This is a genomic window from Pedobacter terrae (assembly GCF_036946585.1).
Classification (GTDB): Bacteria; Bacteroidota; Bacteroidia; order Sphingobacteriales; family Sphingobacteriaceae; genus Pedobacter; species Pedobacter terrae_C.
Genome location: NZ_JAQIIV010000002.1, coordinates 497,483 through 522,677, shown reverse-complemented (window position 1 = coordinate 522,677; position 25,195 = coordinate 497,483). Strand labels below are relative to the sequence as shown.

Genomic DNA, 25,195 nt, shown 5'->3' with positions numbered 1-25,195 from the left:
CTATTCCATATATTTACCTTAATGAAATTTCTGACCCTAATTTTTATATGCTTTTTTATCACTAGTCAGGCGCAAAAAATTGCCGCTGATACTTCGTTCAGTATATACTCTACTTATCTTAAAGAGAAAAAGAAACGCCCTTACATCACCATTGCGTACCCACTAAAACAGCGTGATTTTAAAGCTAAACACAATATTGTTTATGCCAAATATCCAACAGGAAACTTAATGTTGGATGTAATTTACCCGGAAAAACCTAAAAAACTAAGGCCAGCGGTTTTGTTTATTTTTGGTGGTGGCTGGCGATCAGGTAATCGTGCGCAGAACATTCCGCTTGCTCAAAAAATGGCTCTAAACGGTTATGTTGCCATTACTAGTGATTATCGCCTATCCACCCATGCACAATTCCCGGCAGCTGTTTATGATCTGAAAAATACCGTAAGATGGATAAAAGCAAATGCGGCGAAATTGAATATAGATACGAATAAAATTGCAATAGCCGGATTTTCTGCCGGCGGACAATTAGCAGCTTTAATTGGCACCACTAACCATGATCCTCAGTTCGAGAAGGAAAAAATAAATAACCATAGCAGTAATGTTCAGGCTGTAATTGACGTTGATGGTATATTAGCTTTTGACCATCCTGAATCTGCTGAAGTGAGTCCGGATACCAACAGAAGATCTGTGGCGGCAATTTGGCTTGGGGCAGAATTAAAAGAAAATCCAGCAATATGGCACAATGCTTCACCATTAAATCATGCAGGTCACAACTCGGTTCCAATATTATTTATTAATAGTTCTACAACCCGGTTTCACGCAGGCAGAGACGATCTGATTGCAAAAATTAAACCTTTTGACATTTATTCTGAAGTACACACACTTCCTGACACACCTCACCCCTTTTGGTTATTTAATCCCTGGTTCGAAGAGGTTTCCGACATCATGATCAAATTTCTGGATCAGCAGTTTAAAAGTCAAATTTAATTGAAGTCTGTATTTCGATATCACAAAATATATTACTAAATTTGTTAGTATTGAAACGATCAGGAAGCGCAGATTTACCCTTGCATTATGGCCATGTACCACCGTGGCTGGCACAACGCATGGCTGCACTTGGGTTGGCGATAACTGAAGCCATCATTTTGGAGTATGGTAAAGCTGAAGTAATACGTCGATTAAGCAGTCCGTTTTGGTTTCAGAGTTTGGGTGCCGTAATGGGAATGGATTGGCATTCTTCCGGTATTACAACATCGGTAATGGGTGCACTAAAGAAATCGCTTAACCCTTTATCTAAAGAGCTGGGAATTTATATCTGTGGAGGCAAAGGAAAGCAAAGCAGAGAAACACCAGATGAACTTTTAAAAATTGCAGACAAAACCGGATTGAATGGAACGGATTTGGTTCGTGCCAGTAAACTAAGTGCTAAAGTAGATAATACGGCCATCCAGGATGGATTTCAATTATACCTTCATAGTTTTATTTTAAGCAATGAGGGCGATTGGGCCGTGGTGCAACAAGGCATGAGCGACAGTAGCGGAACGGCGAGAAGATATCATTGGCATTCTGAAAATTTAAAATCCTTTGTAGAAGAACCGCATACCGGGATCTGTGGCATTAATCAAGGTCAGATCCTTAATCTAACGGCTAACGGTGCTGCTCAAACCAGACAAAGCATGATGAGTATTACTTCTGAACCCCCTGCTCATATGCTTAATGAAATACAAAAATTGATATTACCCCACCATCATGATGTCAAAGCAAAAGATATAGATTTAAAGCGTTTAGGAAGTATACTATGGCTGGCACAAGAAAAGCAAACGAGTAATTTTGAAGAACTGTTGTTGCTCGAAGGTATGGGACCGAGAACTTTACAATCCATGGCTTTAGTGAGCGAGGTCATTTATGGTACGCCTTCCAGGTTTACAGATCCTGCGCGTTATTCATTTGCACATGGAGGCAAGGATGGTCGTCCCTTCCCTGTCCCGGTAAATGTTTATGATGAAACAATAAATGTTTTACAAAAAGCAATTGATAAGGCGAAGATTGGCAATAATGATAAACAACAAGCGATAAAATCACTGCATCAAATTGCCCGCAATGCGGAAAAAGACTTTGTTCCGAATATGGATTTTGAAAAAGTAATTCAAAAAGAACGTGCTGAAAGCTGGAAATATGGTGGCAGAACAGTTTTTGGGAAAGAAAAGCCGCCGAGAGATCAACAGTTGAAATTATTTTAAATGCTAGAAATACTCCTCCTCACTAATGAGGGCTACTATCCTTTAAAGAATTGTCATGCTGGTCCGAGCCATCGGATTTATTTCAGGGTTTGTTTTGTCGGAAAGATGCTGACTAAATAGCAGCTACAAGACAATTGAAAACAAAATTTTAACTTGTAAAATAAATTCAGCATGACGATCGAATGAAATATCAATTTCATTGTGTAAAACTAAAAAAGGTCGTGGTTTGCACCACGACCCAAAAAATATAGAATTTAAACCTATTTAAGCATATGCAACTGAATCTTTCGATGCCAGTTTGGTTGCCCCCATTAAGTATTCATCTACCTTCCGGGCAGCTTCTCTACCTTCTGAAATGGCCCAAACCACTAATGATTGTCCACGGCGAACATCACCTGCAGCAAAAATCTTTGCAATATTGGTTTGATAGGTATGTTCAGATGCCTTAACGTTCCCACGGCTATCTAACTCTACACCTAATTTTTCAATTAATCCTTCCTTTTGAGGATGTAAAAAACCCATGGCCAATAGCACCAGTTCGCAAGGAAGATCTCGCTCGGTGCCAGAAACTTCTTTAAAAGTAACCGGACGACCGTTCGCGTCAATCTCCCATTCCACATCAACTACTTTTAACGCTTTTAGGTTTCCTTTTTCATCGGCGATAAAATTTTTGGTATTTACAGACCACGCTCTTTGAGCGCCTTCCTCGTGTGATGAAGTGTTTTTCAACAACATTGGATAATTCGGCCAAGGCATATGCTCATTGCGTACTTGTGGAGGCATTGGCATAATCTCAAACTGCGTAACTGATTTCGCTCCGTGACGGTTTGAAGTACCAATACAGTCTGATCCGGTGTCACCACCGCCAATTACAATTACATTTTTACCGGTAGCCATAATATCCTCTGTCTCTACAGCTCTGCTCGCTACCCTTTTATTTTGTTGTTTCAAAAAATCCATTGCAAAATGCACGCCTTTAGCCGAACGGCCGTCAATGGGTAGATCGCGTGGAATAGTTGAACCGCCCGCCAACACGATCGCGTTGAAATCGCGTAACAAAGTTCCGATTTCAACATTTTCGCCTACATTGGCATTGCATTTAAAAATGATGCCTTCTTCCTTCATTAAATCAATACGGCGATCTACTACGTTTTTTTGCAGTTTGAAATCAGGAATTCCATATCTTAACAAACCACCTGGTGCATCATCGCGCTCAAAAACCGTCACTTCATGCCCTACTTTATTTAATTGAGCAGCAGCAGCTAAGCCGGCAGGACCTGAACCAATTACAGCTACTTTTTTACCTGTTCTGATTAACGGGGCTTTAGCTTTGATAAATCCTTTTTCGAAAGCAATTTCGATGATGTGCTTTTCGATCTCCTCAATAGAAACCGGTGGTCGGTTAATGCCTAACACACATGCTGATTCGCATGGTGCCGGACAAATTCTACCCGTAAATTCCGGAAAATTATTGGTGCTTAATAAAATGTTGGTGGCTAATTCCCATTGGCCCTGATAAACAGCATCGTTAAATTCCGGTATCACATTACCCAGCGGGCAACCTGATTGGCAGAAAGGCACACCGCAATCCATGCAACGGGCAGCTTGATTGTTTAATTCTTGTTGAGGTAAATTATTTAAAAATTCACCATAATGTTTTACACGCGTTGCAACCTCTTCTCTAATGGGTGCAACTCTATCGTATTCTTGAAATCCTGTTACTTTTCCCATGGCCTAGTGTGTTTTTACTTGTTGGTTACGTTTGCTTAAAACTGCTTTGTATTCTTTAGGGAATACTTTAACGAAATGAGCAGACTGAGTTTTCCAATCACTTAAGATAAATTCTGCTACCTTACTATCCGTTAAGCGGATATGTGCTTTAAGTAAAGCTAATATACGCTCCTCGTCTTCTGCTTGCAGTGGATCTAAATCAACCATTTCTTTGTTGCATTTGCGCTCAAAAGTCCCGTTGGCATCATAAATCCAGGCTACACCGCCACTCATACCAGCAGCGAAATTGCTTCCGGTATCCCCTAAAATAAGCACTTCACCGCCCGTCATGTATTCGCAGCCATGATCGCCAACACCTTCAACAACAGCTGTTGCACCAGAGTTACGTACAGCAAAACGTTCACCTGCTTTACCACGGGCAAATAACTCACCCGAAGTTGCACCATAAAGGGCCACATTACCAATAATAATATTTTGTTCAGGAACAAAAGTGGAGTTTGAGAAAGGGTAAATAGCCAATCTCGCACCTGATAAACCTTTGCCAACGTAATCGTTCGCTTCACCTTCTAACGATAAGGTAACCCCACGGGTATTAAAAGCACCGAAACTTTGTCCGGCTGAACCCACAAATTTAAAATTGATCGTATCTGGAGGTAAACCAGCGCTTAAATGAACCTTTGATATTTCATTAGATAACATGGTACCTATTGCACGGTCAGTATTCTTTACATTAAAGCTGGCAAATACAGGCTCGTTATGATCAATGGCAGGTTGAGCAGCTGCAATCAACTGATGATCTAAAACATGATCTAATCCATGATCCTGGCTTTCTGTGTTATATAAAGGCAAGCCATTTTCTTCCGCTTTGTATAATATGGCGGATAGATCAAGGTGTTTTAATTTCCAGTCTTCAGCAGGCAGCTCGCGTAATTTTAAAATATCAGCCTGGCCAATCATTTCGTTAATCGTTCTGAAACCCAGTTCAGCCATAATTTCACGTAATTCTTCAGCAAGAAAATAAAATAGGTTCACTACATGATCTGCATCACCGGTAAATAATTTTCTTAATTCCGGATCTTGTGTGGCCACACCAACCGGACAAGTATTTAAATGGCATTTACGCATCATGATACATCCGGTGGTTACCAACGCTGCAGTAGCAACACCCCATTCTTCTGCACCCAATAATGCTGCAATCGCGATATCTCTACCTGTTTTAAGCTGACCGTCTGTTTGTAAAACGATACGGTTACGCAATTTGTTTTTTACCAATGTTTGGTGTGCTTCCGCCAGTCCAAGTTCCCAAGGTAAACCCGCATGCTGAATAGAGGTTAATGGTGAAGCACCGGTACCGCCATCAAAGCCTGATACGAGAATTACATCGGCATGCGCTTTCGCTACACCGGCTGCGATAGTACCTACTCCAGCTTTAGACACGAGTTTCACATTAATCCGGGCTGCACGGTTAGCATTTTTCAGATCGTAAATGAGCTGTGCCAAATCCTCGATTGAATAAATATCATGGTGCGGAGGTGGCGAAATTAAACCTACACCTGGTGTAGAGTGACGAACTTTTGCAATCCAATCATCTACTTTGTGACCAGGTAACTGACCACCTTCACCTGGTTTAGCACCCTGAGCCATTTTAATCTGTAACTCATCAGCATTGGTTAAATAATAACTCGTTACACCGAAACGTGCTGAAGCTACTTGTTTAATCGCTGAACGCATGCTATCGCCATTTGGCAATTTTGTATAACGCATTTCATCTTCACCACCTTCTCCCGTATTACTTTTTCCACCGATACGGTTCATGGCAATAGCTAAAGTAGAGTGTGCCTCATGAGAAATTGAACCGAAAGACATAGCTCCTGTTGCAAATCTTTTTAAGATAGATTCAGTAGACTCTACCTCGTTTAAAGGAACGGAAGGACGGCTATAATTAAATTCAAACAGTCCACGGATGGTATAAGCCTGTTGTGTTTGCTCATTTACCAGTTTAGAATATTGTTTAAAGATGTTATAGTCGTTTTTACGGGTTGCGTTCTGCAACAAGTGGATGGTTTGCGGATTAAACAAATGTGCTTCACCTTTACGACGGAATTTATATGTTCCTCCTGCCGGCAACAGGTTTTCTGTCTGTGTAAGCGGACCAAAACTGCGGTGATGTTTAATCAAAGTTTCTTTTGCAATTTCATCCAAACCTAAACCACCTATACGGGAAACAGCACCGGTGAAGTAAGTATTGACCACTTGTTTGTTTAAACCTAAAATTTCAAAAATCTGTGCACCCTGGTATGATTGCAGGGTAGAGATTCCCATTTTTGAGAAAATTTTAAGTAAGCCACTATTTACGGCATAAATGTAATTCTTGGTAAGCTGTTCTGCTGATAAACCTGATTCTTGCTGAAAACCATTAATGGTTTCTAAAGCCAAATACGGGTTAATTGCTGTCACACCAAAACCCAATAAGGTCGCGAAATGATGTACCTCCCAAATATCTCCAGCCTCTATTACAATACCTACAGCACCACGGTAACCTTTGCGGATTAAATGATGGTGTACTGCTGAAACTGCCAATAAAGAAGGCATTGCAGCATGTTCAGAATCGATAGCCCTATCGGTTAATACAATTACCTGGAAACCATCTTCAACCGCATCAACCGCATAACGGCATAAACGGTCTAGCGCTTTCGCCATAGCGCCAGGTTTACCATCTGCCCTGAAATAAGTCTGTAAAGTTTTTGCCTGGAAAACACCAGTATCAATACTTCTTAATTTTTCTAGTTCCTGATTGGTTAAAATAGGATGTTTAATGGCTACACAGTGTGCCTGTTTTGGCGTTTCTTCCAGCAGGTTACCCATACTGCCCATAAAACTGGCCAAACTCATCACCACTTTCTCCCTGATCGGGTCAATTGGTGGGTTGGTTACCTGCGCAAATAATTGCTTAAAATAAGACGATAAATGTTGAGGGCGTTTTGATAAGATAGCCAATGGCGTATCCGTTCCCATTGAACCGATTGGCTCTTTGCCTTCAATAGCCATTGGTTTAAGCAGAAGATCTACATCTTCCCTACTGTAACCAAAAACCTGTTGATATTTGAAGATAGATTCAGTTGATAGCCCGGTAAACATTACACGTGGTTCAGGTAATTCCTCTAAACGGATCTGGTATTGGTTGATCCAATCGCCGTAAGGGCTTTTACCACAAACTTCTTCTTTAATTTCGTTATCGCTAATGATTCTGCCCTGCTCCATGTCTACTACGAACATTTTGCCAGGGGTTAAACGGCCTTTTTCGATAATCGTACTCTGATCAATGGCTAATGCACCAGCTTCAGAACCCATAATTACACGGTCATCAGAAGTAATGGCATAACGCGAAGGGCGGAGACCGTTACGGTCTAAAGTAGCACCAATTAATTTGCCGTCGGTAAAAGCAATGGCTGCTGGCCCGTCCCATGGCTCCATTAAGGTAGCGTGGAATTCATAAAAGGCCTTTTTAACAGGGTTCATATCTTCGTTGCCATCCCAAGCTTCTGGCACCAGCATCATTAATACATGAGGCAGGCTTCTTCCAGAGTGAAGCAACAGTTCAATCACATTATCCAAACAACCTGAATCTGAATTGGTTTCATCGATTACAGGCAATAACATATCAAGTTCTTCTGGTGTAAAGTAAGCTGAAGCAAAAGACTTAACACCTGCTCTAAACCAGTTTAGATTTCCTTGTAAAGTATTGATCTCGCCATTGTGTGCAATAAAGCGGAATGGCTGTGCCAACCTCCATGAAGGAAACGTATTGGTAGCGAAACGCGAGTGAACCAAACCTAGCGCAGAAACCATACGTTTATCGGTAAGATCGGTAAAATAGGTACGTACCTGTAATGAGGTTAGCTGACCTTTATATATAATAGTTTGTGCGGAAAGTGAAACAATATAGAAATCTTTACCACCGTGAACGGTATTAACGATCAGTTTGATGAGGTAATTTTTAAAAATATATAGTTTACGCTCAAAATCTGCACCTGGCGCTACTGCGTAAGGGCGGGCGATAAATACCTGCTCAATTTCGGGTTCAACTGAAAGGGCCATGTTGCCAATATCTGTAGTATCAACATCAACCTTTCTAAAACCTAAAATCTCCAGGCCAAGTTTTTCGGCAGCACGGTAAATCAATTCCCTGCATTCTTCCCTGGATCTGATATCCTTTGGCATAAATAACATACCAACACCGTAATTATTGGTTTCTGGTAAGCTAAAGCCAGCTTTTAAACATTCATCGTAAAAAAATTCGTGAGGAATCTGTATCATAATACCAGCTCCATCGCCAGTATTTGGTTCTGCCCCGCATGCTCCTCTATGATCTAGATTCTCTAAAATAGTAAGTGCATCAGAGATGATTTGATGCGATTTCCGCCCTTTCACATGTGCAACGAACCCAATACCGCAGGCATCGTGTTCAAATTGCGCGTCGTACAATCCACTGTTTGGTTTCATTCTTTGCTCGTTAGTTGTTAGTGTATAGGAAACACTAAGATATGAAAAAGAAATTTTAAATTACAGAGTTGATATAATTTTTGGAAAAATTTTAGTTCCTAGGTAATTTAAAGCGTTTAAATTTAAAAAATGACAAATATCTACTCTATGTTTTACTAAATTAATAATGTCAATATTGAACAATAAATGCGCATTTTGAGCTAAAATCGCACCTAAACCGTTTTAATAGTTATTTTAAATATGAAAATTTTATTTAAATATAAAAACAGGTAAGAAGTCTTGAATTTCATGAAAAAATTAAATATACAAATTTTGATTTTATTAATTTACTAATCAGCTACATAGCTCAAAAGTTAAAAAAAAATGCAAAAATGCACTTTGCGAAACAACTTCTTTTTCTACCTTTGTGGCCGGGCAAGTCTTTTACGACCAGCTCCCTTTGAACTCCCCCAGGGTGGGAACGCAGCAAGGGTAGAAGGTTGTAGCGGTGCGATAGAAGGTGCTTGCCCTTTTTTTACCCCCTTAATCCCCTGAAGGGGGGATACTAAATTCTTCAGGGGTTCTAGCAGCAGAACCTAATAATCATTTTAAGAATTTATAAACATGAAATTTTTTATTGACACAGCAAATCTTGATCAAATCAAGGAAGCGCAAGATCTTGGCATTTTAGATGGTGTAACCACCAATCCTAGCTTAATGGCTAAAGAAGGTATCACCGGAGATGAAAATGTAATTAACCATTATAAAGCAATTTGCGATATTGTTGACGATAATGTGAGTGCAGAAGTAATTTCGACAACTTTTGATGAAATTATCAAAGAAGGTGAAGCACTAGCAGCTTTAAACCCGAAGATTGTAGTTAAAGTTCCAATGATTAAAGATGGTGTTAAAGCCATTAAATATTTCTCTTCAAAAGGAATTAAAACAAATTGTACTTTAATTTTTTCTGCCGGACAGGCTTTATTGGCTGCTAAAGCGGGAGCTACTTACGTTTCTCCATTTTTGGGTCGTTTAGATGATATTTCCAGCGATGGTTTAGTTTTAATTGAAGATATCAGAACTATTTTTGATAACTACGGTTACGAAACTCAAATTTTAGCGGCATCCATACGCGGACCATTGCACATTGTAAACTGTGCCAAATTGGGCGCTGATGTAATTACGGCACCATTGGCTGCTATTGTTGGTTTGTTAAAACATCCATTAACAGATAGCGGTTTGGCAACATTTTTAGCTGACCACGCTAAAGCAGCGGGTAAATAGTTTTAAAAGTCTAAGGTCTTTAGTCCTAAGTCTTGAGTCGGATTTCCGTTTAAGACTTAGGATTTTTCTGTTTTATTGATAATGTAAGGTAGGATGGATAATGTAAGATGTATAATGAGAAATGATGAAATTGCGGATTAAATCTCCTGTCTTCGCTGTTACATTTTACATTCTTTGGTATTAAGAGTTAAGGCAATCAAGCTTTTTATTGGCGCTTGGTTTACAAATAACAGCTTACATCTTTCACTTTACGTTTTTTGGAGAGCATGGTCAGTACAAATCGGTTTCTACAGTCCTGCTTTCCATTATATTCCGGTAAATTTTCTGTAAAGACAAATTGATCTATTACCGGAATGCCATTTCAATCAGGTCTAGATTGCAATTACAGGAGTTCTTTGGCCAGGTGAAATAAGTATTAAAGCCTTACTGTGGTGCTTGCTATTCAAATTACAGATTACATTGTCCATTTTCCCTCTTCCATTTTACATTTTCCGTTACTACAGTCCGGCTTTCCATTATATTATTGCTAATATGAAAGATTGCTTCATCGTTCCTCCTCGCAACAATAAATCTATGAAATCTGTCATGTTTATTTGGATAAAGCACCGGTAAAGATATAATGTATATCCTAACTGGATGCCTGATTGATAATTCAAATTTTAAGTGATTGCACGGAAATTTCAGACAAAAAGCTCACGGCTAAGGACTTCTTTCACCTTCTCATAACTGATCTGTTCATCGGGTTCTATTAATATACCCTTCACTCCTGCCCCATTTGCGGCTTCTACATCTCTTGGTTTATCGCCTATCATAACAGATTGCGCGGGATCGATATCGTACATGTCAATGGCATCCAGAATCATTCCTGAGGCAGGTTTTCTACATTTACACGCTCCACCGACAGTTGGATGATGCGGACAATAATAAAAGCCGGCAATATCAGCGCCCTTAGCCAAAAAAGCATTACGAAGCATCTGATGCATGATAGCCAATTCTTGTTCAGTATAGCGCTTTAAAGCAATACCACCCTGGTTTGTAATAACAATCAACAAAAAACCCTCGTCAAAAAGTTTCTTTAACACCGGGATTTGATAATCCAAGATTTTAAAATCTTCCACACGGCAAATGTAATCGTATATTTCGTGGTTAAGTACACCATCGCGGTCGAGAAAAATAGCTTTGTTCATTCTAAAGATTTGAGTATTGTGATGTAAGATATGAGACTCGATAGCTATCTCTCACTTATAATTCGCCAAAATAACTGAAAATAAAGCACAAAAGAAAGCCTGACCTCACTAAAGAAGTCGCGTAATCATCATTTTATGTGATTTTATTATTTTAGATTTACCCCTACTTTATGCCCTTTTATCGCGAAATAAAGGATATATAAATAACATGGCAGTATGGTTAAAAGATAAGCCAATTGAAAGTTGATGTGCAATTTTTCATTTAAGAAAGCATATAATAATGGCATCAAAGCACCCCCTGCAATACCCATAATCATGATGGCTGAACCAATTTTGGTAAACTTACCTAAGTGGCTAATGCCCAGAGGAAAAATTGCCGGCCACATTAATGAATTGGCTAAGCCTAATAATGCCACAAAAATTACAGCGAACCAGCTAGAAATTGCAAAAGATAAAATGGTAAATATGATTCCTAAGATAGCACAAATCCTAAGCGCCTTTTGTTGTGAAATATATTTCGGAATGGTTACGATACCAATAACATAACCGATTAACATACTAAAAAGGGTAATGGAAGTTAATTTTCCGCTAATTTCAGTGTTAATACCTAACTCCCTGCCGTAAATTCCGATGATGTCGCCAGCCATAACTTCTGCCCCTACATACACAAAAATACAAAGCGCGCCTAAGAACAAATGTGGAAACTGAAAAATGCTGTTGTGTTTTAATACTACTCCTTTGCTTTCATCAATTACATCTTCTTCAACCTCTACCTCAGGCAAATTGGTAAATTTAATCAGCACGGCAAAAAGACAGAAAACGATTGCTAAAACGATGTAAGGCATATTCACACGGCCTAATACGTCATTTAACAGCTGCTCATGAACGGCACCCGTAGCTGCTTTGATCTGCTTTTCTACTTCAGAAGCATTTTTTAAAAACAGACTGCCCATAATCAAAGGCACAATCATACCGGCAAATTTATTACAAATACCCGCAATACTGATGCGTTTGGCTGCACTTTCTATTGGACCAATAATGGTTAAATATGGATTTGATGCCGTTTGTAGCAAAGCTAAAGCAGCACCCTGTACAAAAATACCGGTTAAGAAAAGGCTGAAAGTACGGGTTTGAGCTGCCGGAATAAAGATCAATGAACCAAGGCCTAAAATCACCAAACCTAAAACAATCCCATTTTTAAATCCTACCTTTTTGAGTATCCAGGATGATGGCAGCGCTAAAAAGAAATAAGCCATGTACGAGGCAAAGGTTACAAAGAATGCCTGCAAATTTGATAAACCAAAAGATAATTTAAAGAAAGGAATCAGGGTACCATTTGCCCAGGTTACAAAGCCAAAAATAAAAAATAAGGCGCAAATAATAATGAGCGGTTTTGGCCCCTGCATGGAGGCCGGTTTTGTTGTTGTTTGCATAAAGTTTGGTTCGGTTTATTTGTTATGCCAAACTAAACAATAATTTTTAATAAATATGGATCAAAGCTTTCGTAATTTCAATTTTAACAGCGCTCTACAGCCTGTTTTCGCTACGGCATATCTACATACTGAATATAGAAAGCATGGTCAGATGTCTTTAAAAAAGAGCGGCCAAATAATTAATTCACCTATAAATCAATACACTACCGCATTTAACGATTTTTTATTTGCATGAAACAGTCTATACGCCTATATTTGCACCACTTTAAAGAAAACGGATAACGTTTTATGTAAAGTAGATTCCGTAGCTCAGCTGGTAGAGCATTACACTTTTAATGTAGTGGTCCTGGGTTCGAATCCCAGCGGGATCACACCAAAGACTATCAAAACGTATAAAACCCTGCAATCGCACGATTAGCAGGGTTTTCCCTTTTAGGGAATTGCCAAAATTCGCACGAATTCACAAAACTTTGGTGAGTGATTCGGTGAGTAAGGCAAAATGGTTAAAATAGACTCACCGAATGATGCATAATCATTTAATGTACAGGTTGTTACAAACCGAACATCTTGTGTGGATTTAGTTGCAAAGCTATGTTTGCATCGCTGTTATCTATTGTTTTTTAACGGCGATGCAGCTCTTGAACCGAAAATCGGTTCTCGGGTTGTTTCACTTTAATCGTTAGATTATGAAGACCAATTTTAGCCTGCTTTTCTATCTGAAAAAGCAAAAGCACTATGTATGTGGAAATGTGCCGATCTACATGAGGATTACCGTAGAGGGAAACCGTGCGGAGATGGCCACCAATCGGGATTGCGATCCCAAGCGATGGAACGCCAAGGGCGGCCGAGCCATCGGTTCCAAAGAAGAGACCAAGGTATTGAACACCCATCTTGACCAATTGCAGAATGCGATTTATTATGCCCATCAACGTGTTTTCGATATGGGGTTGCCGATTACTGCCGATGCCATCAAATCAAGTTACCTTGGTACGCTTATTAATTCACATACCCTATTGGAAGCGGTTGCCGATCATAATTTAAAGATGGAGCAGCTTGTGGGTAAAGATTATGTGCGTGGCACATTGAACCGTTATAAAGTTTTGGAAACGCATCTTAAGGTTTTTATTCCTTTGAAATATGGTGTAGCCGATATGGACATTAGAACTATCGACCAGGCATTTCTGAACGGATTTGACCATTATCTAAGGTCTGACAAGAACTGTGCAAATAATTATGTGGTAAAAAACATCAAAAACCTAGGAAAAATCCTTCGCATCTGTATGGAGAATGAATGGATAGATAAATCACCATTTACAGCTTATAAGGGCAAAACAAAGAATGTTGACCGCTTTTACCTAAACAAGGAGGAATTAGCTCATATCGCGGGAAAAGAGTTTTTATCGGAGAGATTGAAACAGGTAAGAGACGTTTTTATTTTCTGCTGTTTTACGGGTTTGGCTTATGTCGATGTCTTCAAACTGAAACAGGAGAATATCAGAAAGGGAATTGATGGCGACCGATGGATCTTTACCAATAGGCAGAAAACCAAAACAAGGTCATCGGTTCCGTTACTTTCAACAGCTGTTGAAATTGTCGATAGATATTCCACCAACAAAGTTTGCCTCAATAAGGGATCACTTCTTCCAGTTCCCAGCAACCAGAAAATGAACGAATACCTAAAGGAAATTGCCGATCTGTGCGGAATTGAGAAAAAACTCACCTCGCATATTGCCCGCCATACCTTTGCCACTACTGTTACGCTATTGAATGGTGTACCTATAGAAAGCGTTTCAAAGATGCTCGGGCATACCAATATCAGGACAACACAACATTATGCGAAGATCTTGGATATTAAGGTAAGCGAGGATATGGCGCTGTTGAAAAAGAAGTTTGCGACTTTTGATACCTATAGCAATAGTAATTGATAGTTAACGACTTTGTATTCGAGAACGTTAATTTAGATTTAGCGGGACTGGACGGAGATCATTCCCGCTTTTCTTTTCCCTTAACGGCGTTCTAGCCATGTTTTTGTGAATTGGCTTACTAAACGTTTGCCTTTCCAAGTCCATTTATAATCTTCCTTTCTATCAAATTTTATCGCAAGCCCATCCATTCCCATAGATTTTAGAATGCTAAAAGCCATTTGCCTTACCACATTCCATTCTGGATTGATAGCTAACGTTAAGTCATCCCAAAATTCAGGTAATTTATCTCCACTCCGTTGTTCCAAAAAAAACATCCAAATCAGTTAGTTTAACAACTTGGTCAGTTTCCATAAGACCATATTCTATGTAAGAGTTAAATGACAATGTAAAGTAGGTATGAAAGTCTTCCGCCATTTCATCGCATACAGCACCATAACCGATAATTTCAATTTGTCTCTCGGCATTACTTGATAAAGTGATGAGGTTTTTGATCAGCTCAGCAAATTTATATAATACAAGGTTTCGTTCGTCTGATAAATCTGAAGAACCATAATTAAAGGTGGGATCAAATTTTACTCCCTCCGTTTCTATTTCAACATCGGTTAATAATCGGAGTTGATATCGCCATTCATTAATTATATCGGGATGGTTTTCCAGAATTTGATTTGATAGATTTGGATCTTCTTCGCTTAATTTAAAATCTATAGTATCTGTCATGTAAACACTGATATTATAAATGTGCTGAGGGTTTTTGTCAATCAGATAAATCATAAGTTCATAAACAGCAGCGGAGGCATTCAATGCATAACTTCCATCGAAGCTGCCAAAATCTTCTGTATCTGGAATAATTGGGTCTAGTTTATTCAGATAGGATTTAATATCAGAACTACTAACCACTCTTCCTTTACTAAAACGAGCAAGCTCTATGCATTCTTTTAGTAATTCTACATTACCCCAATGATGCTTTTCTGAAAACGAGATATATTCTGGAAGAAGTCTTTCACAAATATTTAAACCAAATCTAATGAGTTGGTCCGAATTTAATCTATCAGTTTTGTCATCAAATAGGTTTTTGAATTCGTAACGCGTCATGATGCACTTCTTTTTTGTAAATCGAATTAGTACTATCTATTGCTATTTTTTTTCTCAAACCATTTATACAGGCCATTCTCGCTCAACACGCCGTCACTATTAAAATATACTTTCAAGAATTCAAAAATACTGTTCGTCAAAACTAGCTGTTGGTTTTCTTTATGATTTCCATTGGTGATGAAATAAGTGTCCGAATTTTCAATTTTTATTCGCCAATTGTCGGTATAGATCATATATTCTGCAAAATAGAATTCCGATAGTTTCAATTCAGATTTGTAATAGAGTATCTGCTCTATCGAAAGTACGTTAAAAATCCAATCTTCAGTATCAAACCCATTGCAATAAGAATAAAAGCTTTTAATGTCCTCGGGGAGAACATGACCTACTGCAATTTCAAGTTTACAAATATCCTCGTTAGTTGAAGGCGGGTTCAATTTTACTCCAAGTGCGTTCATTCTGTCCTTGTGTTTAGCAAAAAATGCTTTGAATTTACTCATTTAATCATTCGTCAATTTAGTAAAATAGATTTTCAATTTGCAATCTAAACAGGTATAGAACAAAAACAACCATTATTGCTAGTAAATATGATTTTGCATGAATAAAGTTTTGTCGCATAGAGTTGAAAATTAACGCGATCGTGGAGCTTGCCAAAACTAAAATCAAAGCTCCCCAGTTTCCAATGAAGATATTGATTGGCAAACTTTCAATTCTTGCAGATTCCGCTCCTTCACCAAATGCTAACCAATATACGATAGGTATTGCTAGTAAGTATAAAAAAGCCCATAAAAGAACTGACGAAATAAGTACTAGTGAAAGATGCCAAAAGGAAATATTTGACCTTAATATTTGTTTCATTTGATGGATGCATTTATAGATAGAATAGCATAAAAATATTTTTTAATTGTGCTAGTAATTAGGGTGATGAAGATATTTTAGAGCACTAATACAACGTACTCCCCGCTGATTTTCAAATCCCCATTTCAGTAAGTGTTCGGTCTTCCGATAACTCTAATATATCATCAGGAATCCATTATAAACTTAACAACCGATTCACTCGCTTCCACTTCGGGTCAAAATCTATTTCGTAGGTAAAAGATACCAATCTGTTTTCTGCCAGACTAACCTTTCTTAAAAATTGCTCGATAGGTTCATTCTCTTCCGAATAACACTCGATTTCCATTCCTCTATCTGATACCAGCCTAGAAACCAAGTGGCAAATGCATATCCTCTTCAATTCATCTGAAAAGAAATCCTCAATTGTGCCCATATCCAAATCTGGATTATTCTCGGCAACTTTATCAGTGAGATCAATACTTATCCCGATATGATAAGGGCAAAATTCTTTGAACCCGTAATTTCTATATGATTTATCAACCCAGCCGGTGCCTAGCTTGCCATTTTGCATGGTTAGCTTTAAGAGGGTAAAAGAATGTTTCGGATATACCTGACCCGAATATTTTACCATCTCCCAGTCAACCGCAGGAGCTTTGTTTCCAAAAAACTTGTTTAAAAAGTTCAATTTTTAGGGGTTTATTGTTATTAGTTACGAGGCCTTTTGCTTATCCTCCTTAATCCTCCTGTAAAGCAGTTTAACTATGCAATCAAGTTCGGTCTGCTCACACCAATATTCATTAATATCTCCATAAGTCTGGTATGTTGATACGTTAAAGCCTTCCTCAATGTCATTGTAAAAAACGAAAGAATTACCGAAGATTGCGACCACCCAAAATCCTCCGCCCTCGTTTCCATATTCGGTTTCCTGCCATTTCTGTGGCGGAATTTTAATCAGCTTCCAGAAATTCAATGGCTCACCATCGAGTTTTGATTCTCCTCTTGAGATCCATCCTTCTAATTCGGTTAATGAAATCGGTGTCCACATGCTAAAAGTCGTAAACTGCTACTTCAATATTTGTTTCAGCCAAAGCAGATTTGATCAATGGCTCGATTTTATCCCATGTGCCGCCAGCCAGACCGCACCCAATCCTAGGCATATGCACCGTTGCATCATTTTCAGATGCAAATTGGGCAACTTTTTCTAAACCCGATGATATTGCCTCATACCGAATTGGCGCATTTCCCATTTCGTCCTTGTTAATTTTATGTTGGCCAATCAGATTCGCAATCCAAAGATCGTCTTCAACTTTCACGAACTGGACTTCGCCAAGAGAGAAGCCAGTCTTCGACTTGAACCACTCTCGATATCTCTTTTCGGGTTCTTTCCAGCGTTTCGAGATTGCCATCACAAAACCTTTTCCCCAACCGCCAATATCATTGCAGACGTGTACAATTACCTTGTTACCACTAGATGAAGGATTAGTAGCGTCACCTTTTAAATAATTTATCTCCATTATTTCGATCGTTCAATTCGATCATAATCCTCATTAAAAAATTCGCTCAAACTCACGCCAAAACAGTTTAAGATGTTAATCAATGTGCCAATTGTGATATTGGTATTTCCTGCCTCATATTTGCCGTACTGCGAACGGTTCAGATTGTTCTCATAGGAAAACTTATCTGGACTACTATAACCTTTGGATTTTCGGAGGGCTTTTAGTCTCAAGCCTATTTTCTTCAATTCCTTTTCGCTTGTTAGGAGATTGCTTTTTGCCATGAAATAAAGTAAAGCAAATACTCCATTTTAACACACTCCATAAAAAGAGTATTTTTATTTGGAGTATTGCAAATAACTGATTACCTTAGGGTATTGTATAATCGGAATATCGAAGATTAAACAACGACAAAATATTAATGGTCTTGCGGTTGCATTTCTGAAGCCGTGACGCAAGACAGCAGATTACCCAGCCTATTTATTAATATGCTATATTTGCATATTCCTAAAATAGGTGCGGGACTGCTGTACACTCGTGTTACGTAAGGCTTCAGAAACTTTTATGCAACCACGAGATGCAGTTCCGCACCTATTTCTGCATCTCCAAGACTCATTTAAATGCTATTAACTAAATGAGATCAATATGGAACCATCAAAATTATCAGCAACAGCCAATTATGCCATCCATTTCAGGGAGTTTATCCATCGGGTCGCCCAGAAGTTCGAACCGCTACGGATCTTCAGCTTTTCACAGAACAGCTATACTCATAATTCCCAAAGCTGCTTTAATGACAATCAAGGCTGCTTTAAATGTGACCATTGCCTATTGGTAGTTACCGAAACTGCAACCCGAATAGATTATGAAATGCAGGATTTTGCCAACAGCTATTATCAGCATGGAACAATTACTGTGATCTGCCATGGCAGGCAATCAGTTATCGAGGCAGTACAGCAAAACAGCCGCTTTTTTATCGGCGTGCTTACCTATGGCAAACTACTCTATAGTAAGGATGGAATATTAGACAATGATCCAATATCTGCGTTTATCCCCACAAAGAGCGCAATCAAGGCGCTGAAACATTATGAACACCGCATACCGCTGGCTGATGGATTTCTGATGTGCGCATCCGAATGTCTGGAGAAGGAACAGTTTCGAATTTGTGCCTTTATGCTCCATCAGGCCGTAGAACAAACTTGTATCTGTTTGGTGCGGGTTAATATCGCTTACCGTTCGGAATTCCATAACCTTTACCGCCTGCTCCGTTTGTGTACTTGCTTTTCTGAAAAGCCTTTTCAACTTTTCCTGTCCACTCCCGAAGATGAGCGGTTATTTGATGTAATGGCAAAAAGTTATTCTGGTTCACGTTATAAAGATGATTTTATGGTTTCCCGACAGGATGCGGAGCGTCTTTATCAAAGGGTCGCATCTTTTCTTTTGTTGGCAAAGGAGATGTGCAACGAAAAAATAGAACTGCTGGCTAAATCGGCATCAGATTATGCAGTCTTAAAAAACGCTGATCATGTACAGATCTAAAAAATATTACAGACCAATATTTAAACTATGAAGAAGCTAAAAAAAAATACATCAGATAACAGGATTGTTTATCTTGACAATGATGAAATAACAGATCCGATAAAGGTGGTACACGAGTTTTTCAGTCACTCCTGGTTGCCTAATCATTTGAAGATGCTGAAACGCTGGCGAAACGATGCAGCGTTTGAATCCGAAAACCAAAAAAATGTAGCCCAGCCTTCCTGGTGTATCATTACGAACTGACCATAAAGCTGATAGAGGCTACCTGGCTCTTAAAGCGCCACAAGCCTGGCAAACTTGATGTTGATCACAAACAGGAAAGTGAATTCGTAAAATGCTACATCAAAACGGAGGAGAATAAGCTACTAAACTATCCAAAAAATCTTAGCATTCGGGAAAATCGTAAAGCCCTCATCTTTGCTCAAGAAAATGTTTAGGATCTATCAACTGGACGGTTACAAAAAAATCCTGCACACTTCGCTTCACGATGCGCTGAATACCTCCTTCATGGAAGAAAGGCTGATCAAATTTGAAGTAATTATGGTTTACGAGCAATTGGTCAAGCTGTTCGAGGCTACCTGGCTGATCAGTGAGCATATAAAGGATGGTAATTAAACTTTATTTTCCGTCCCCACTGAACGAGTGGCCTAGCCGAAAGACAGGTCAACCGCCAAACCTTTTCCGTAGATACCAGAGTAAAAACAGCGGGGCTGTGTGGGCTGGCCGTTTTTGCAGGCCGCAAATGCGCGGGGGAGGGAATCTGAGACTACCTCCAAAGGCCTTGGTTTTGTTGCATCTTTCGCTTCCGCTTTTTCCGTTCTGCAAACTCCACTGAGTTTATGTCAGGTTCGATAGACTGCATTGCTTGATACTTTAGGAGTGTTGGACACCAATGTTAGTTTTGTGGGAGTTATTAATTGAACAGTTATTGTAGATAACCCATAATGGCGTTAGGAATAGTTAGCATACTGTTTAAAACGAAGGGCTATTGAATTATGTACTTCAGTCCGCCTGACGCAAAAACCCTTGTTATGGCCAGTTTTTTATGTTTCCAAAATTTCCCCTACTCCTAACGTCCTTGCTGCTTCATTGATAAACCACTTTTGTCCGACCAAAATATATTTTTCTATTTCCGGCAGTTTCAAAAATCTAACTGTCACAATTTTAGTTTCTCCAGGTTCTATTAAATCTTGGTCGTCAAACTGTATGTCACCAATATAAGTTCTTGAGTTTTTGAAATTATCTGGTAGTTCAAATAGGTGATTTGGTCTATAACCTGATTTAAAACCAGATTGTCGTCCACCTTCTTCGGTTGTTTTCATTGTGATTTTGGCTTTCACAATTATTAAGTCATTAGTCCACATACGTTCTTGCTTTATTCGTAAATTTTTGCTCCCCTGAAAATGTCTGCAAATGTTGACCAGTCGGGTTTTTCGGCATTTACATTTCGTTTCATATTATCGTAATAGCCTTGGATATCTTCCGTGTATGAACTCAACGCTTCCAGAAAGTCAGGTAAAGTTTTGTTTTCCCAGCTTTCAGGATTATCGAAAAAGTCCTTGCGTAATAAGTCAAGAAACTTAATGAAAGTTTGTCTGTCAGTTACGTTAAAGTTGCTAAGTGTGTCGTTCATAAATTAGCTATAACAGTTTGGAGCTTGCCGAAGGCGGGGATTTTTAGCACAAAAGTTTAACAGAAATACTGCTGTTGAACCTTGCACAAATGTTTCATAGAAGCACTTCAGTCGCCTTATTGCAAATACGATGTCAGTGGCAGTTTTTATCCTTTTAGTTCCTTTATCATTTTTAGTTTCTCAAATAGTTCGTCATACGTAATTATTGTCAGGTTATTCAAGCTGTTTCTAAACAAATCAAATGAACGCATTTGCTTACTATCCGGAATCTCAATGCTCAAATTTCCAATTATAACCATACAAGTAGGTTCTACAACTTCAAATTTTTCTGTTGTTTCATAAACCAATCTATGAAAGTCTCGCTGGATTTCTGTTTTATAATTCAATGTTTGTATAACTGCTCCAGATAAGTCACTCGAAATGGAATATGAATTGGTTCTATACTGTGAACCAAGAACTTTTGTTTTTGGTGTTTTTATTTCAACAATGACTACTGATTTTGCAAGTTTGTTTTGAAAAATGTAATCGCCAATATTTCCGCCTTTGTTATTTAAGTCTTTACCACCAAAATACGTCTTCTCACCAAGCTTCACAATTGGATTAGGAAACAAGAATGAAATGATTTGAGGATGATTTGAAAAAAATACTTGCCAAAACTCTTCGTTTGGATTGTCCTTATTGTCGTCCCAAAACTTAAGTATTTCGTCCAGATATAAGCCCGATGGAATTTCAATTTTGGTTATGGACGGTGTAATGACCGAATGAAATTGGATCTCGTTCTTCAGTTTAATTTTTTTCAGAAATTCTACAGAATAGACCTCGGGTTCTATGTCTATTAATCTGTGGTGAGTTGGACACAGATAGATGAGATTTTCCTCTGAATAATATTCATCAATTGTTGCTAAATTAGCATGTCTTGGTCCATTTGGGCTTATAGGTTTAATTGTGGCTATTTCGCCTATTAGTCGACCATCTGAAGTAAGTAAACTTGAATTGCAGTCAGGGAATGAACATTTGTTACCAGCTTTATTACGAAGAGTGATTAAAATATTTTTTGGTATTCCTCGACTCTTTAGTTTTTCTATTTTCTCTGTCATTTGAATGATTCGATCGTTTCTATAAATTACCGCTAACTTATATATATGCGTAATAAAACTACATAAAAAGTACAAAAATTTGTTGGCTTTATAAAGTAATTATCTGTACAATCGTTCATAATAACTTTTAATAATCATCATGTAATAGATAAAAGTTATCGTCCTAATCCTTGATCTATCGAATGTTTTTTTCTTTTACGTTTTTTGGTTTTATCAATATCTTGCTGTTCCGTTTCAAAAGTGGGCGCTAATAGCAGTTCAAAAATATTTGAGTGGTTAGTTTTCGATACCATATCGATAAGGGTTGGAAATTCTCGATTTGTAATCCTATCGACCAAATTGTTTTTTAAGAGTTTATTGTCTGGGACATTATCTAAGACGTCCAATTGCATTCTCTGTTCCAAACTTCTATTCTTTTGAATATTCGCATAGGCCATCTTATCTTTTAGTTGCCTATCGAAATCAAATGTCCTGTCAAAAAGTTCTTCGCCCCCTTGCTTGAAGGCGACACGGTTGAACTGTCCCAGTTTTTTGGAATGTGCCTCGTTCTTTCCTTTCGAATTGTTCATTGGGCTCAGCTTGATTTTGTTGCTGGCATCCTTTCGGCTTACGATGATCTGAATGTGCATTTGGTTGCCCTCTTTTCTCTCACCACGTTTCTTTTCACCGTTTAATACTTCTTTGTCCTTGTGGCCGTAGTAGCGATGGTGCTCGATCTTGCCAAACCACATCAGGTCTTTGGCGGAACTGATGCCTTCACGCTTGAAATTTCTTGCATATTCGTCCATTACCTTTTCGGCGTATTTCCTCAGCTGTTTGTTCATCTCCTTTTTGCCATAGCTTTCTTCAAGGTATTTTAGCTCTTTTTGGCTGGGACTGATGTTGACCAGAAAGAACTTTGCATCGGTCTTGCAGAGCTTGGCAATATTGCTATCTATTGCATTGCGAACCTCATAGGATTCAATGCGGTTGCCAGTATGATTAAACCAAAATTCCGGCTCAGGTTTATCCTTGATCCTGTTCTCCTTTTCAAGATAGTGTACTAATTCTCTGCTGCTGCCATGGTTGTTTGCGGTTTCGCTGTCGGTAATATTGATGTACATATCAGAGTAGTTCTATTTGTTTACGCGTCTGTTCGGCTAGTTCTTCTTTTTCCTTACCTGATGTCATCATGCCCATTCGTTCACGTTCCCTGATGTAGCTGTTCATTATCAGCATGAAATTCTTCTTCAACCTTTCCTTTGTGATTATTTTCATCTCGATGTTGGTGGCTACTTCGTGCAAAGTGCCCAGTCTTTTTGCCTGTGCCGACTGGTTTGACAGCATCTCATCATTATGCTTCAGTATCTGACCATTGAAGCGGTCAATTATCTTCTTCATCGCTTCGATCATCCTAGCCGAATCACGTTTGATGGGAATGAGCAGTTCGGTCTCCTGTGTCTTGATGAAGCCGATGTATTCCTTTTGTCCTTTAAGGATGGTGTTCTTCAACAGTTCATCGTTCATGTCGGTAGGATCTTTTTTGCTCCGATAGAAATAGTCCAGCATCTGGGAAAATACCAAACGCTTTGACCTGCCGAGCTTGAGGGCGATCTTCTCGAATTTCACATCATCCCGCAACGAATATTTTACCGTTCTCAATGTTTCCTGCATATCCATATATCTTTATAACCAATTATATCGCACCCTTAGTGGGGTTCCAATTTTGACTCCCATGCCACTTTAACATTGGACGAGAACCCCTGGAGGGTTCTCGAAACCCCCACCGCGCAGCGTGGGGCAAGCAAAGTAGGGCTCTGCCCAACTTCCGCTTGCTCCTTTTCCCGAAGAAGGAAAAGGACTTTTCTGCAATCTGCCTACCCATCATGATTCGCTATTATTATCCAACAAGGCAACACGGCTAGCAAGTTTTGGATGGTACGACGGTTCGTATTCGATAAGGCCGTTTGCGATCAGCTCGCCCATGCATTTGTGGTAGGTCGCGTAGGAATGGATGGCCGAATGTTTCATCAGTTCCCGCCTTGAAACCCGAAACGGATTTTGGCGCGATGCCTTGTCGTAGTACATGAGTAAGGCCGAATAAAGGCTGAGGTGTGATTGACGGAAACGCCTGTTCCCGCTGGCAAGCTTTAGAAAACTGACCAGTTGTTCTGCCGTTCCCATTACGAATTTCCAATTTCTCCCAACAACTGTACAATGTCCGCATGTGCATAGTAGAATATGCCACCGATCTTTTCATAGGGAAGTATTCCCTTTATGCGAAGGTTCTGTAAGGTTCCAGAAGAAATATTCAATAGCTTCCTTACTTCCGAACTTCTAAGGAATTGTTTGTTGGTTAACGTTTCATCGGTTCTGATGGTCTGTTTGATCTCCGCTAAAAGTTCGGACTTGAACCTGTGGAGCTCTTCTCTCGTTAAGATCTCGATCTGCATAATGCCTCCGTTTTTAAGTTTACGGAAGCAAATTTGTAGCGGGAAAGGTTGGAAACAATGACCATCCGATTGGTCTGGTCATATACAGCAGATGTACTGCCTGCTATTTTTTGGCAGGTTCTATTGGTATAACTTTGAAAAGGCGGTGCTCTGGTTGTATCGAAGTACCTTTAATAGTTACATCTCCTTTTTTGTCAACAAAGTAGTTGCGTGCCGTTTCGATGGGAATGTCCTTTCCTCCATGTGAGAAATATTTGGCGATCATTTTTGCGTAAGGGATTTTGTGGTCGCTTTTGAGTAATTTTCGGCCCGATGGCAGTGGTACTTCTCGCAGTTGTTGGATGATATCAATAAATGTTGGCAGGTGGCCATCATCGATAAGGATCTTTAGGGAAACTTCGTATTCGTTAAGTTCTGCTAGTTTCGCACTTAGTTTTTCGATGTCTATTTTCTGGTTCTGTATGAGTTCGTCTTTTTCGGCGATAACAATGTGTGATGGCCTTGCGTTCCACTCGTCTATGCTGGTCAGGTATTTTTGGAATTGTTGGAGCTTTCCGAGCTGCTGCCTGTGCATAGCATGGTTTCGAGAAAAAGGATCTTGTATCTCGAAATGTTTGATCCTAGTTTGTACGATCTGCCAGACATGGCAGAAGAAATCTTCTTTATTACTTAGATTGTTTTCTAATGTATAGTTTAGATGATAGCTATAGTAATTACTGAACTCCTTTTCGTCCATTCTGTATATCTTCAGCAGAAAATGATTGTCATCATGGTTGTGCCATAAGCCCATATATGTTCC

At 39.1% G+C, this 25,195-nt stretch carries 27 protein-coding genes, 1 tRNA gene and 1 other RNA gene; 9 read left to right on the top strand and 20 right to left on the bottom strand.

Annotation, left to right across the window (positions count from 1 at the left end; all coding sequences use genetic code 11):
- Nucleotides 1-21: 21 nt before the first annotated feature.
- Nucleotides 22-984, top strand: a complete 963-nt coding sequence (locus tag PGN18_RS04825) for an alpha/beta hydrolase (protein WP_335318221.1) — start codon at nt 22-24, stop codon at nt 982-984.
- A gap of 50 nt (nt 985-1,034) precedes the next feature.
- A complete protein-coding gene (locus PGN18_RS04820; RefSeq protein ID WP_335318220.1) occupies nt 1,035-2,237 on the top strand; it encodes a DUF763 domain-containing protein in 1,203 nt (400 codons plus the stop codon).
- A gap of 264 nt (nt 2,238-2,501) precedes the next feature.
- On the opposite strand, the gene PGN18_RS04815 is transcribed toward PGN18_RS04820, so the two are convergent.
- Together PGN18_RS04815 and gltB are read right to left on the bottom strand one after the other, a co-directional pair.
- Entirely contained in the window at nt 2,502-3,968 is a 1,467-nt protein-coding gene (locus PGN18_RS04815; protein WP_335318219.1) for a glutamate synthase subunit beta, read from the bottom strand.
- Between the two features lie 3 nt (nt 3,969-3,971).
- Complete coding sequence (gltB, locus tag PGN18_RS04810; protein WP_335318218.1) at nt 3,972-8,471, bottom strand: glutamate synthase large subunit; 4,500 nt, start codon at nt 8,469-8,471, stop codon at nt 3,972-3,974.
- Nucleotides 8,472-8,883: 412 nt separating this feature from the next.
- On the opposite strand from gltB, the gene ffs reads away from it, so the two are divergent.
- Nucleotides 8,884-8,983, top strand: an RNA gene (gene ffs, locus PGN18_RS04805) — signal recognition particle sRNA small type.
- 91 nt (nt 8,984-9,074) lie between these two features.
- Nucleotides 9,075-9,734, top strand: a complete 660-nt coding sequence (fsa, locus tag PGN18_RS04800) for a fructose-6-phosphate aldolase (RefSeq protein ID WP_175633162.1) — start codon at nt 9,075-9,077, stop codon at nt 9,732-9,734.
- Between the two features lie 680 nt (nt 9,735-10,414).
- On the opposite strand, the gene PGN18_RS04795 is transcribed toward fsa, so the two are convergent.
- A complete protein-coding gene (locus tag PGN18_RS04795) occupies nt 10,415-10,921 on the bottom strand; it encodes a D-glycero-alpha-D-manno-heptose-1,7-bisphosphate 7-phosphatase (protein WP_335318217.1) in 507 nt (168 codons plus the stop codon).
- Nucleotides 10,922-11,067: 146 nt separating this feature from the next.
- Nucleotides 11,068-12,354, bottom strand: a complete 1,287-nt coding sequence (locus tag PGN18_RS04790; protein ID WP_335318216.1) for a sugar MFS transporter — start codon at nt 12,352-12,354, stop codon at nt 11,068-11,070.
- A 298-nt stretch (nt 12,355-12,652) separates the two neighbouring features.
- Between PGN18_RS04790 and PGN18_RS04785 the strand changes: the two genes are divergently transcribed.
- Nucleotides 12,653-12,725: transfer RNA gene (locus PGN18_RS04785), tRNA-Lys, on the top strand.
- Nucleotides 12,726-13,040: 315 nt separating this feature from the next.
- Nucleotides 13,041-14,279 (top strand): site-specific integrase, encoded by a 1,239-nt coding sequence (locus PGN18_RS04780; RefSeq protein WP_335318215.1) that lies wholly within the window; start codon nt 13,041-13,043, stop codon nt 14,277-14,279.
- 80 nt (nt 14,280-14,359) lie between these two features.
- Here PGN18_RS04780 and PGN18_RS04775 read toward each other — a convergent pair whose 3' ends face one another.
- The 8 genes from PGN18_RS04775 to PGN18_RS04740 all read right to left on the bottom strand — a co-directional run bounded on the left by PGN18_RS04775 (nt 14,360) and on the right by PGN18_RS04740 (nt 17,982).
- A complete protein-coding gene (locus PGN18_RS04775) occupies nt 14,360-14,593 on the bottom strand; it encodes a hypothetical protein (protein WP_335318214.1) in 234 nt (77 codons plus the stop codon).
- The gene (locus PGN18_RS04770) at nt 14,562-15,371 is read right to left on the bottom strand and encodes a DUF416 family protein (protein ID WP_335318213.1); all 810 of its coding nucleotides are present in this window, start codon (nt 15,369-15,371) and stop codon (nt 14,562-14,564) included. Before PGN18_RS04770 ends, PGN18_RS04775 begins: the two co-directional genes overlap by 32 nt.
- 32 nt (nt 15,372-15,403) lie before the next feature.
- Nucleotides 15,404-15,868, bottom strand: a complete 465-nt coding sequence (locus tag PGN18_RS04765) for an SMI1/KNR4 family protein (protein WP_335318212.1) — start codon at nt 15,866-15,868, stop codon at nt 15,404-15,406.
- 16 nt (nt 15,869-15,884) lie between these two features.
- Complete coding sequence (locus PGN18_RS04760) at nt 15,885-16,226, bottom strand: hypothetical protein (protein WP_335318211.1); 342 nt, start codon at nt 16,224-16,226, stop codon at nt 15,885-15,887.
- A 175-nt stretch (nt 16,227-16,401) separates the two neighbouring features.
- On the bottom strand, nt 16,402-16,890 hold the full coding sequence (locus PGN18_RS04755) for a hypothetical protein (protein WP_335318210.1): 489 nt from the start codon (nt 16,888-16,890) through the stop codon (nt 16,402-16,404).
- Between the two features lie 24 nt (nt 16,891-16,914).
- The gene (locus PGN18_RS04750; protein WP_335318209.1) at nt 16,915-17,250 is read right to left on the bottom strand and encodes a hypothetical protein; all 336 of its coding nucleotides are present in this window, start codon (nt 17,248-17,250) and stop codon (nt 16,915-16,917) included.
- A gap of 1 nt (nt 17,251) precedes the next feature.
- Nucleotides 17,252-17,719: a macro domain-containing protein gene (locus tag PGN18_RS04745; protein ID WP_335318208.1), complete on the bottom strand. Its 468-nt coding sequence runs from the start codon at nt 17,717-17,719 to the stop codon at nt 17,252-17,254.
- Entirely contained in the window at nt 17,719-17,982 is a 264-nt protein-coding gene (locus PGN18_RS04740; protein WP_335318207.1) for a helix-turn-helix domain-containing protein, read from the bottom strand. The genes PGN18_RS04745 and PGN18_RS04740 overlap by 1 nt, the downstream gene beginning before the upstream one ends.
- Before the next feature lie 361 nt (nt 17,983-18,343).
- Between PGN18_RS04740 and PGN18_RS04735 the strand changes: the two genes are divergently transcribed.
- The 3 genes from PGN18_RS04735 to PGN18_RS04725 all read left to right on the top strand — a co-directional run bounded on the left by PGN18_RS04735 (nt 18,344) and on the right by PGN18_RS04725 (nt 19,849).
- Nucleotides 18,344-19,234 (top strand): HEPN domain-containing protein, encoded by an 891-nt coding sequence (locus PGN18_RS04735; protein ID WP_335318206.1) that lies wholly within the window; start codon nt 18,344-18,346, stop codon nt 19,232-19,234.
- Nucleotides 19,235-19,261: 27 nt separating this feature from the next.
- Nucleotides 19,262-19,477: a hypothetical protein gene (locus PGN18_RS04730; protein WP_335318205.1), complete on the top strand. Its 216-nt coding sequence runs from the start codon at nt 19,262-19,264 to the stop codon at nt 19,475-19,477.
- 186 nt (nt 19,478-19,663) lie between these two features.
- Entirely contained in the window at nt 19,664-19,849 is a 186-nt protein-coding gene (locus tag PGN18_RS04725; RefSeq protein ID WP_335318204.1) for a hypothetical protein, read from the top strand.
- A 428-nt stretch (nt 19,850-20,277) separates the two neighbouring features.
- Here the strand turns inward: PGN18_RS04725 and PGN18_RS04720 are convergent, their stop codons facing one another.
- The 8 genes from PGN18_RS04720 to PGN18_RS04685 all read right to left on the bottom strand — a co-directional run bounded on the left by PGN18_RS04720 (nt 20,278) and on the right by PGN18_RS04685 (nt 25,132).
- Nucleotides 20,278-20,598, bottom strand: coding sequence for a hypothetical protein (locus PGN18_RS04720; protein ID WP_335318203.1), 321 nt, complete (start codon nt 20,596-20,598; stop codon nt 20,278-20,280).
- Between the two features lie 11 nt (nt 20,599-20,609).
- Complete coding sequence (locus PGN18_RS04715; protein WP_335318202.1) at nt 20,610-20,867, bottom strand: DUF7660 family protein; 258 nt, start codon at nt 20,865-20,867, stop codon at nt 20,610-20,612.
- Between the two features lie 146 nt (nt 20,868-21,013).
- Nucleotides 21,014-21,964 carry a Shedu immune nuclease family protein gene (locus PGN18_RS04710; RefSeq protein ID WP_335318201.1) on the bottom strand — a complete coding sequence of 317 codons (951 nt, stop codon included), beginning with the start codon at nt 21,962-21,964 and terminating at the stop codon, nt 21,014-21,016.
- 155 nt (nt 21,965-22,119) lie between these two features.
- Complete coding sequence (locus PGN18_RS04705; protein WP_335318200.1) at nt 22,120-23,067, bottom strand: DUF5712 family protein; 948 nt, start codon at nt 23,065-23,067, stop codon at nt 22,120-22,122.
- A 1-nt stretch (nt 23,068) separates the two neighbouring features.
- Nucleotides 23,069-23,623 (bottom strand): BfmA/BtgA family mobilization protein, encoded by a 555-nt coding sequence (locus PGN18_RS04700; protein WP_335318199.1) that lies wholly within the window; start codon nt 23,621-23,623, stop codon nt 23,069-23,071.
- Between the two features lie 204 nt (nt 23,624-23,827).
- Nucleotides 23,828-24,127, bottom strand: a complete 300-nt coding sequence (locus PGN18_RS04695) for a hypothetical protein (RefSeq protein WP_335318198.1) — start codon at nt 24,125-24,127, stop codon at nt 23,828-23,830.
- On the bottom strand, nt 24,127-24,396 hold the full coding sequence (locus PGN18_RS04690) for a helix-turn-helix domain-containing protein (RefSeq protein ID WP_335318197.1): 270 nt from the start codon (nt 24,394-24,396) through the stop codon (nt 24,127-24,129). Before PGN18_RS04690 ends, PGN18_RS04695 begins: the two co-directional genes overlap by 1 nt.
- 103 nt (nt 24,397-24,499) lie before the next feature.
- Nucleotides 24,500-25,132, bottom strand: coding sequence for a hypothetical protein (locus tag PGN18_RS04685; protein ID WP_335318196.1), 633 nt, complete (start codon nt 25,130-25,132; stop codon nt 24,500-24,502).
- Nucleotides 25,133-25,195: the final 63 nt, after the last annotated feature.

Bases quoted from the DNA above. Each gene is read 5' to 3' on its own strand.
- PGN18_RS04825 (WP_335318221.1), top strand. From the start codon at position 22: ATGAAATTTCTGACCCTAATTTTTATATGCTTTTTTATCACTAGTCAG.
- PGN18_RS04750 (WP_335318209.1), bottom strand. From the start codon at position 17,250: ATGTGGACACCGATTTCATTAACCGAATTAGAAGGATGGATCTCAAGA.
- PGN18_RS04765 (WP_335318212.1), bottom strand. From the start codon at position 15,868: ATGAGTAAATTCAAAGCATTTTTTGCTAAACACAAGGACAGAATGAAC.
- PGN18_RS04730 (WP_335318205.1), top strand. From the start codon at position 19,262: ATGAAGAAGCTAAAAAAAAATACATCAGATAACAGGATTGTTTATCTT.
- PGN18_RS04775 (WP_335318214.1), bottom strand. From the start codon at position 14,593: ATGTTTTTTTTGGAACAACGGAGTGGAGATAAATTACCTGAATTTTGG.
- PGN18_RS04815 (WP_335318219.1), bottom strand. From the start codon at position 3,968: ATGGGAAAAGTAACAGGATTTCAAGAATACGATAGAGTTGCACCCATT.
- PGN18_RS04790 (WP_335318216.1), bottom strand. From the start codon at position 12,354: ATGCAAACAACAACAAAACCGGCCTCCATGCAGGGGCCAAAACCGCTC.
- PGN18_RS04715 (WP_335318202.1), bottom strand. From the start codon at position 20,867: ATGAACGACACACTTAGCAACTTTAACGTAACTGACAGACAAACTTTC.
- PGN18_RS04770 (WP_335318213.1), bottom strand. From the start codon at position 15,371: ATGACGCGTTACGAATTCAAAAACCTATTTGATGACAAAACTGATAGA.
- PGN18_RS04740 (WP_335318207.1), bottom strand. From the start codon at position 17,982: ATGGCAAAAAGCAATCTCCTAACAAGCGAAAAGGAATTGAAGAAAATA.
- gltB (WP_335318218.1), bottom strand. From the start codon at position 8,471: ATGAAACCAAACAGTGGATTGTACGACGCGCAATTTGAACACGATGCC.
- PGN18_RS04720 (WP_335318203.1), bottom strand. From the start codon at position 20,598: ATGTGGACTAATGACTTAATAATTGTGAAAGCCAAAATCACAATGAAA.
- PGN18_RS04700 (WP_335318199.1), bottom strand. From the start codon at position 23,623: ATGGATATGCAGGAAACATTGAGAACGGTAAAATATTCGTTGCGGGAT.
- PGN18_RS04780 (WP_335318215.1), top strand. From the start codon at position 13,041: ATGAAGACCAATTTTAGCCTGCTTTTCTATCTGAAAAAGCAAAAGCAC.
- PGN18_RS04725 (WP_335318204.1), top strand. From the start codon at position 19,664: ATGTTTAGGATCTATCAACTGGACGGTTACAAAAAAATCCTGCACACT.
- PGN18_RS04735 (WP_335318206.1), top strand. From the start codon at position 18,344: ATGGAACCATCAAAATTATCAGCAACAGCCAATTATGCCATCCATTTC.
- PGN18_RS04795 (WP_335318217.1), bottom strand. From the start codon at position 10,921: ATGAACAAAGCTATTTTTCTCGACCGCGATGGTGTACTTAACCACGAA.
- PGN18_RS04695 (WP_335318198.1), bottom strand. From the start codon at position 24,127: ATGGGAACGGCAGAACAACTGGTCAGTTTTCTAAAGCTTGCCAGCGGG.
- PGN18_RS04710 (WP_335318201.1), bottom strand. From the start codon at position 21,964: ATGACAGAGAAAATAGAAAAACTAAAGAGTCGAGGAATACCAAAAAAT.
- PGN18_RS04685 (WP_335318196.1), bottom strand. From the start codon at position 25,132: ATGGACGAAAAGGAGTTCAGTAATTACTATAGCTATCATCTAAACTAT.
- PGN18_RS04760 (WP_335318211.1), bottom strand. From the start codon at position 16,226: ATGAAACAAATATTAAGGTCAAATATTTCCTTTTGGCATCTTTCACTA.
- PGN18_RS04745 (WP_335318208.1), bottom strand. From the start codon at position 17,719: ATGGAGATAAATTATTTAAAAGGTGACGCTACTAATCCTTCATCTAGT.
- PGN18_RS04690 (WP_335318197.1), bottom strand. From the start codon at position 24,396: ATGCAGATCGAGATCTTAACGAGAGAAGAGCTCCACAGGTTCAAGTCC.
- PGN18_RS04705 (WP_335318200.1), bottom strand. From the start codon at position 23,067: ATGTACATCAATATTACCGACAGCGAAACCGCAAACAACCATGGCAGC.
- fsa (WP_175633162.1), top strand. From the start codon at position 9,075: ATGAAATTTTTTATTGACACAGCAAATCTTGATCAAATCAAGGAAGCG.